The organism is Cellulomonas sp. Root137, assembly GCF_001426725.1.
Lineage (GTDB): Bacteria > Actinomycetota > Actinomycetes > Actinomycetales > Cellulomonadaceae > Cellulomonas.
The window spans coordinates 1-7,098 of record NZ_LMFG01000006.1; the positions used below are offsets into that span (position 1 = coordinate 1).

A 7,098-nucleotide genomic window follows, 5' to 3' on the forward strand; every position below is an offset into this window, starting at 1 on the left:
CGGTTGGCGACTCGACCTCCCGGTCGACGACACCTCGAGCCCCGCCGTCGCGCCGCCGGGGACCGTCCCGTCCGGGGTGCCCACCACGCCGGAACCGGAGCGCCACATGCCGGGCGCTGAGCCACCTACCGAGCCCGCCGCGAAGGTCGCGTCGCCCACGGCGAGCGCCACAGCAACCGCAGCGCCTGAGGCCGTCCAGGAGACCGCCGCACGCCGGGGCGATGACGCAACCGACACCGGCAGCCGGGCACCTCTGTTTGTTGGCCTGACGGCGCTGGCCGCCGCGGGCGTCGTCGGCGAACTCAGCCGCCGACGCCACCTGCAGCACCGCGCCCGACGCGTCGGCGAATCCATCCCGATGCCCCAGACCGACAGCGAGCAGGCAACCGTCGAGCAGGCGCTTCGCCGCGCGAGCACTCCGGTCACCCTGGCCCAGCTCAAAGTGGCACTGCAGAACATCGACAGCCGCTGCTACACCGCCGAGCGCGACCTGCCTCGGATTGCCGCGATCAGCCTCGACGAGCACTACCTGACGCTCCACCTACAAGGCGACGACACCGAGCCCATCCCACCGTTCAGCGCCGCCGGCAGCCGGTGGGCCGCGTCGACCAGTGACATCGCCAGCGATCTGCTGATCGAGGACGCTCACCGATCCGAGCCCTACCCCGCACTCGTCCCCCTCGGTCACACCGAGGACGCAACGGTGCTCCTCAACCTCGAAGCCGCAGGAACCCTGAACATTGTCGGCGACGACCAGGCCGCAGACGACGTCCTGCGCGCACTCGCCGTCGAGATCATCACCAGCGACCTGACCGGGCGCATCGCCCTGGTCACCGACGAGTCCTTCGCCGACCTGGCCGCCGCGTTCGAACCCGCACGCATGCACAGCACGCCCGACCACACCCGAACACGACGAGCCCGCGCCGAGGCCATCGCGGCCGCCCTGGACGACAGCGGCCTCGCCGACACCCTCGAAGCTCGCTCCGACCGGATCCTCGAAGACACCTGGCTTCCCGTCATCTACCTCGAACAGGCATCGAGCCCGCTGCTGACGAGCCAGCCATGGACCGGGTCCGCCCTGATCACACGCACACCCGCCGCAGGCTGGACGCTCACCGTCCACTCCGACAGCACAGCCGTCCTCGACCCCATAGGCATCACGCTGCACGCACAGCGCCTCAGCGCAGCCGACCTCGAGCACGTGACGTCTCTGCTCCTGACCGCGCAGCCTCCGGTCGTGGCCGACCTCGGGATATCCCAGCCGCCGGAAGGCCGAAGCACGTACTCGCCCGACGCCCGGGCGACGGCCCAGGCCATGCGTGTGGCGTCCAGAACCCGGGCGAGGACCAGCCAGCGACTCGAAGGACGGATCCGCGTCGACGTCCTGGGCCCCATCCAGATCGACGGACTCGCCAAACCAGAGTCGACACCACCGCCACGCGCCACCGAGCTGCTCGTATACCTGGCACTACGCCGCACCGCGACGGGACACGAGCTCGACGAAGTCTTCTGGCCCGGGAAACGCGATATCTCCGGAACCCGCAACACCTTCGTCTACCGGACGCGCCAACTCGTCGGCGACGACGCGTTGCCGACCATCCGCCGCGGTGAACCCCTGCGGGTGACCGACGACGTCCTGACGGACTGGGCCATCTTCCAAGAACTGACTGCCGCGGGTCTCTCAACCGACGACGAACGACTGGAGAACCTCACCGCCGCGATGGAGCTCGTACGCGGCCGCCCGTTCCTCGGGATCAACGACTCGCACTACGGATGGGCCGAGAACGACATCCAGGTGATGGTCAGCGCCATCGCAGATACCGCCCACCTCCTCGCCCGCATCCACCACGAGGCCGGGCGATACGCCGAGGCGATCCAGGTCGCCACGCACGGCCTACTGGCCGAACCCCTCTCGACCCTCCTGCAACGAGACGCCATCGACGCCGCGGACGCCCGCGGAGACCACGACGAATCCAGCCGCCTCCGCGCGAGGTTCGAGGCTCGGCTTGCCGAACTCGACCCAGATGCGGACCTGTGAGCGCATGGGCGAGTGCCCGCGTACGTAGCTACTTCACGTCGAGAGCGCGCCTTCGGCGCGTTGACTCCCAATGACGGAGAGCGCACTCAAACCGCATCAGCGAGGTGTCTCCTCCGGCCAGCAGCGGAGAGGTGCAGAGCTTGGTCGACGCTTCGCGCCGAGTTGGCGTGGATGTGCACGTGACCGGCACGCCCCAAGCCTGCGCGCTGTGTGGGCTCGCTAGGACCGAGCAACGCCCCCGCAAGGAGGACTCCCCCGACGCTGCTCGGCCGGCGACCACCTAGGAGATCAACCGGCTTGCAAGCTCGGGCGCGCACCCAACTCGCGCCCTCGCGCCGCGCCGTCGGGCGTAGTGCCCAGGTGGTCGACCTGGGGGATGGGCAGGACATTGCCGGCACCCTGAGGAGGGTCACTCCGGCTGGCGACACTTCCTAACGACTCGGGGTGAACGCTTCCGTGTCACTACCTCCATACCCGAGGTCAACGTCGCATCAGCCGTTGCTCTCGAGAGGTCTCGAGACACATGGGCTGACAGAAAGGCGACGGGGGGCGATCGCACCGCTACCGTGTGCGTCGTGGACGCGGGGACGGCTGCTGAGTGGGCGAGTGTGGTGGTCAACGGCGCGGTCGCCCTGGTCGCCGTCATGGGACTGCGCCACGCGCGGCGGGACGCGCGCCGCGCCGAGCTCCGCGCGGATGCTGCGCAGCGCGAGTTAGCGATGGACCGCGCGCAGCGTGAAGATGCTCGGCGCGCACGCGCTGACCTGAGTGACGTCAATAGGATCCTCGAGCTACACGAAGCGACCCTCCCGAACGTCGTCCTGAGTCCGCTGGAAGTTGGACGGATCCGCGCGTCACTGGCTGGTCTGCCGACTACTTCCGTCCCGAAGGCTCGCGCCCTTTATGCGGACGGGGCGAACCCGCGCCCGTCGCGTCTGGAGGTGTCGGAGGAACTTCATGCCACGGTGCAGGAGTTGCGGCACACAAGCAGCATGGCGTTCTGAGTTCCCATGCCCTCGCGCTGGTCCGTTCGTCAGGCACCAACTGCCTGGTGTCTGCGCGAGATGGCCACCTCTCCATTGGCTGCGCTCCCACCGCGCTAGCGACTGCACAACGACGCCGGCCGCGATCCTCACCGAGATCGCCGTCATCCAGATCGCGACGCGCACCAAGTGGAAGAACGCCGCCTAGCCATGGACCGACCTGGTGCGGGAGGATCCCCGCCATGTCGGAGGAGCTCCGGGGTGTCGCTGTCGGTGCGGTCCTGTCCGGGCTTGTGGCGGTGGCCCTGTGGTGGTTCAGCTCGAGGGCGGAGCTGGCCTGGACCCGGCTGCAGATCGACGCCCAAACTCTCCAGACCCGGTACCCAGATCTGGTCCGCGCCGCCAGCGCATTCGCCTCCTCGATGCGCCGGCTGAACACATGGCACCTCCAGTGCGCCGAGGAGCACGGGTACGGGTACGGCGACGACCCCGGACCGACCGGGGACTGGGTCCCCCGTGACGAACCCGAAGCGGAAGTGGCGCTGGCGACGTTGGAGTTCTTCGCCGACGACGCGCTCCGGGACGCACGGAGGGCCTGGCTCGAGCCCTTTTACCTCGTCTCGTACGACCCCAGCCCCAAGAAGCTCCCCGAGGGTGTGAAACGACCCGATGAACTGCTGGCCGAGGCCGGCAAGCGGTTCGTCGCGGAAGTTCGCAAGGCGTTGAAAGGTCAGCACACAACGGGACACGTGACCCGGAGCGCTTACCGTTCCCTTGCATTGGCTTGTGCTGCACCGCAAAGGCGCCATCGTTCACGGACGCGAGCAGCCAAACGAACTCCAGTGGCGCGGTGCGGGTAGTCGGCGCGACACTTGGCACGTGGCCGGGGCGATTCAGCGCAACGTTTGGTCCGCGGCATCAGCAGGACCCACGACCAGCGCTTACGGTCGCTGAGACGGCCGCGCGCGTGTTGCTGGTCACGGGCAAGCTGCGTGGCTGGGGCGGTCTCGGAGGTCACGGCCGACGCGTGACGACAGGTGCGTCGGGGACGCTGCCGGGCCATGACCATCGGCCGCGCGCGTCAAGTAGAGAAAGGGCCACCTCGTCTGCGGTGGCGCGGCCAGCCTGGATGTTAACGAGCGCCCGGAGCAGGTCGACCGTGTCGATCACTGCGCCGCCCCAGCCCGCTATGAGGTCCACCACCGGGTCGCCACCGAGCAGGCTCGGTCGGCGGTCCGGTGGCTCCTCGAGCCACTGGTTCGCGACGAACCACAGCGCGGAGGGGGAGCGCTGGTTGGCAGCGACGAACGCCTGAACGGGTCGGGTCGTCAGCTGGATGACACCCTTCGGTGAGGCGCCCTTGGTATAGCCCTTAACCTCGCAGAGAGCTACCCATTCGGGGGCGCTTGGTTGGCGGACCTGCAGGTCCTCCATGCGTGGGGAGCCCGGCTTGACCAGCGCATCGCTGTCCTGGATGTCAAAGCCCAGGAATTGGAAGGCGTCAACAACCGCGGTCACCAAGTCCTCACCCTGCGCTGTAACCAGCTTCCAAATGCCCTGTTCAGCGGCTCTTGTCGCAGTGCCAACGGCTCCGCGGGCTCTGAGCTCGTCCGCCTCCAACTCGGCCTGGATGCGCTGACGCCGTGCGGTCAGCTCTTCGAGACTGTCGAGGGCTGCGCGCAGATCGTCGGGCGTCCAGGTCGAATCGGCTTGCCACGAGACGCTACGCGGGAAGAGGTGCGGGGACACCGCCCGCACTTCCTCCAGAAACCACCGGCCCCACTCTTCGACGCGGGAGGGCAGTACCGGAAGCGCCAGCAGGATGCCCAGTGGCCGCGCAGTGTTGTCGGCGCGATGAGCCATGAAAGCCAACGTCCGCTGCAAGTCTCCCGTTGCCAAGAGAATGCGCACGCCCGTCAGTGACATCTCCGAGCGCGTGGTCGAGTGGAAATCACGAAATGCTCGCCACCGTGGTCGCGGATGCTGCTCAACTACCCAGGGAATCAGCGTGTCCTGGATCAAGTCGCGGACCGTTCCAGCGACGCCCTCCGGAATTGCGAGTTCCTCGCTGACGACATCGGCGACCTGTGCTACCCAGGGCGCATGCATTGTCGGGCGTTCGGATACCGGACGATTCGAGCTCGGGAGTACCTTGGGAGCCGCGGGACTCTGGATAGGAATGACGATTCTTCCAACCGAGTCTGCCCCGAATGCTAGGACGTGAAGGTGCGCGCTACGGTGGACCGCGGTGCCGGTAACGAGGATGTCGAACTCGGACTCGTCGACCCGCTCGGTGCTCTCGATCACCCTCACGGAGCCGAACATCGGGCGCAACGCCGCGGCGACATCATCAGGCAGCCCTTCGAACAGAGCCCGAGGCCGCTCCCTAACGCCGATGGTCAGCACGTGCAGAACATAGCGGGTGGGGCACAGCGAGATCGTCGCGCGCGCTCGCGCGTACCCTCGACCAGTCGACGCCCAGGGGCGTGCGGGTTTACCCGCGTCTCGCCCATGTGTCTCGTGCCCGACACCGGTGGAGTCGAGGCGAGTCGCTCGGTATCGCCGCCGAAGACCACGGATGGACACGATCTAGGCGGTGGCCGCGGCCTAGGGCGGCGATCCTCGATTGGCAGGAAGTGTCCGCCTCCCGCGATCTGCCAGCGATGGCGCTGCGCAACGCCCCGACGCGATCTCGCGGGTTGCGCATGTTCTGGCGCACCTAAGACCAGGCGGTGCTGACGACCGGTCGGTGCCCGTGGAATCGCGGGGTGCGTTATGGGACACGCGTCGATCATCGTCAGCAGGGTCATCGCTGCCGATCCGGGCATCAGCCCGAACGAGGACGGTCTGCCTGGCCTGGCAGTCGTTAAGCGGGTGGTCGGGGCATTGCTGACCTGGGGGCTGGTGGCCTGCGTCGCGGGCCTGGTGATCTCGGTGATCGTGTGGGCGGTGGCCCGCCAGCAGGGCAACTACGGGGCCGCCTCGGGTGGGAAGACCGGTGTGCTGATCGCGGCCGGCGGTGCCCTGCTGATCGGCGGGGCGAATGCGATCGTGGCGTTCTTCTCCGGTCTGGGCGGGATGATCTGAGATGCCGGTCTCGGCACTGGACGCCTGCATCGGGCCTGCGGCGGCCATCTGCGATTCCGCGCAAGGCGCCGCATCCGACTACGTGCTCGGCGGGCTCGGGGGGGCGTTCGTCGGGGGCGCGGAGCAGATCAGCCAGCTCGCGCTAGCCGCGCTGAACTCGAGCACCTCCATCGACCTGAGCGTCGGCTGGTTCCGCTCGAACGTTGCCGTCATCGCTGCCATCGCCCTGCCGGTCGTCGTGGGGCTGTTCGTGGTCCAGGTGCTGACGTCGGTCCTGCGCCACGAGGCTGGCGGGCTGGTCCGGGCTGTCGTTGGCGTCGCCAAGGCGATGCTCGGCGCCNGGGCTGTTCGTGGTCCAGGTGCTGACGTCGGTCCTGCGCCACGAGGCTGGCGGGCTGGTCCGGGCTGTCGTTGGCGTCGCCAAGGCGATGCTCGGCGCCGCGCTGGCCCTTGGCGTCACCCAGTTCGCGCTGACCGCTGTCGACGGGATCTGCGAGTACATCGCTTCCTCAGCAGGGCTGACCGTGACGGAGGCGGCCTCTCAGTTCTTCGACTTCTACGCCCTCGCGTCCATCTCCCCTGCGCTGCAGATCCTCCTCGGTNGCTTCCTCAGCAGGGCTGACCGTGACGGAGGCGGCCTCTCAGTTCTTCGACTTCTACGCCCTCGCGTCCATCTCCCCTGCGCTGCAGATCCTCCTCGGTCTGGCCCTGATGCTCGGCTTCGTCCTGTTGTGGGGCGTCCTGCTGTTCCGCAAGGCCGCGCTGGTTCTCGTCGCTGTGTTTGCTCCGATCGCGTTCGCTGGGTCGACGTGGGATCAGACCCGGGTGTGGACGCGTCGCTGGCTGGAGATCGTGGCGGCCTTGGTGTTCTCCAAGATCGTGATCGTCGTGGCGTTCGTGGTCGGCGCCTCCGCGTTCACCGGCTCGGGCCCGACCGGGCCCGGGGTAGCCGCGACGGAATCGGCAGGCGGCGTCGCCGGGCTTTCGGAC

At 68.2% G+C, this 7,098-nt stretch carries 5 protein-coding genes and 2 pseudogenes; 6 read left to right on the plus strand and 1 reads right to left on the minus strand.

From position 1 onward, the window contains the following. The 3 genes and pseudogenes from ASD18_RS20550 to ASD18_RS20560 all read left to right on the plus strand — a co-directional run. Positions 1-2,038, plus strand: a pseudogene (locus ASD18_RS20550) (hypothetical protein); the annotation flags it as partial. A gap of 575 nt (positions 2,039-2,613) precedes the next feature. Further along, positions 2,614-3,042, plus strand: a complete 429-nt coding sequence (locus ASD18_RS20555) for a hypothetical protein (RefSeq protein WP_056097105.1) — start codon at positions 2,614-2,616, stop codon at positions 3,040-3,042. A 221-nt stretch (positions 3,043-3,263) separates the two neighbouring features. After that, on the plus strand, positions 3,264-3,881 hold the full coding sequence (locus ASD18_RS20560; protein WP_056097108.1) for a hypothetical protein: 618 nt from the start codon (positions 3,264-3,266) through the stop codon (positions 3,879-3,881). A gap of 154 nt (positions 3,882-4,035) precedes the next feature. Here ASD18_RS20560 and ASD18_RS20565 read toward each other — a convergent pair whose 3' ends face one another. After that, the gene (locus ASD18_RS20565; RefSeq protein WP_056097111.1) at positions 4,036-5,427 is read right to left on the minus strand and encodes a hypothetical protein; all 1,392 of its coding nucleotides are present in this window, start codon (positions 5,425-5,427) and stop codon (positions 4,036-4,038) included. 369 nt (positions 5,428-5,796) lie between these two features. Between ASD18_RS20565 and ASD18_RS20570 the strand changes: the two genes are divergently transcribed. The 3 genes and pseudogenes from ASD18_RS20570 to ASD18_RS20575 all read left to right on the plus strand — a co-directional run. After that, on the plus strand, positions 5,797-6,108 hold the full coding sequence (locus tag ASD18_RS20570; protein WP_056097120.1) for a DUF6112 family protein: 312 nt from the start codon (positions 5,797-5,799) through the stop codon (positions 6,106-6,108). 1 nt (position 6,109) lies between these two features. After that, positions 6,110-6,448: hypothetical protein (locus tag ASD18_RS21660; protein WP_235522499.1), on the plus strand; the 339-nt coding region annotated here is incomplete at its 3' end. 263 nt (positions 6,449-6,711) lie between these two features. Continuing rightward, a pseudogene (locus tag ASD18_RS20575) lies at positions 6,712-7,098 on the plus strand (type IV secretion system protein); the annotation flags it as partial.